We start from the raw sequence: 646 nt of genomic DNA on the forward strand, positions 1-646 counted from the left end.
CGGATGGATGCAAACCCGGCATATGAGAAAGTGATCGTCAATGAATCCCTGGTGGCAGGAATGCAGAGGGAAGGAGCCTTTATCAGCAGGATCCCGGGGAGCACGGACAGCTACCTGGTATGTAACAACAGGAATGTCTTTGAGAGCAGCATCCCTACGGCAGGCGGAAAAGGAAAGGCCTATATCATGTTCCTGCCGAAAGACGGCCGGAACCTCATCATGGACCGAAATGGGGAGTGGAAGGAAGGGATGAGCACAAAGGAACTGATGAAGCACTATGACCCGGTGGAGCGGGATCACGCAAAGACCGTGACAGACCATCTGGAAAAGACAGCAAAGGCAGTGGAACGGATCAAGAAATGAGGTGTTGAGAAGTGAAGAAAAAACAAGCAGCTATCTTTTCGGGTGTACTTCTGTTCATCATCCTCATAGCAGCGTATTATCTGTCCGCTGTCCTTGAAAAGGGCATAGATGTGGCAGTCGTCCTGGAACAGGCAGGGAGAATAAGGGAGGATCCATTTGCAGATTATTGGAACGCGAACACGCCGCTCTTCCTTTTACTGGGCGTGGGGGTCGGTATCTGGCTGATCGCGTATATCCTGCAGCTGACTGGGAACTTTATGTTCGGCCGTGAGTATGGATCTGC

At 51.4% G+C, this 646-nt stretch carries 2 protein-coding genes; both read left to right on the forward strand.

Translation table 11 applies throughout. From position 1 onward, the window contains the following. Nucleotides 1-363 (forward strand): hypothetical protein (locus WMO65_RS26415; RefSeq protein ID WP_349064917.1); only part of this gene is annotated, 363 nt, incomplete at its 5' end. 11 nt (nucleotides 364-374) lie between these two features. After that, on the forward strand, nucleotides 375-646 hold a 272-nt coding region (locus WMO65_RS26420; protein WP_349064919.1), incomplete at its 3' end, for a hypothetical protein.

The organism is Blautia caccae (assembly GCF_040095955.1).
Taxonomy (GTDB): domain Bacteria; phylum Bacillota; class Clostridia; order Lachnospirales; family Lachnospiraceae; genus Blautia; species Blautia celeris.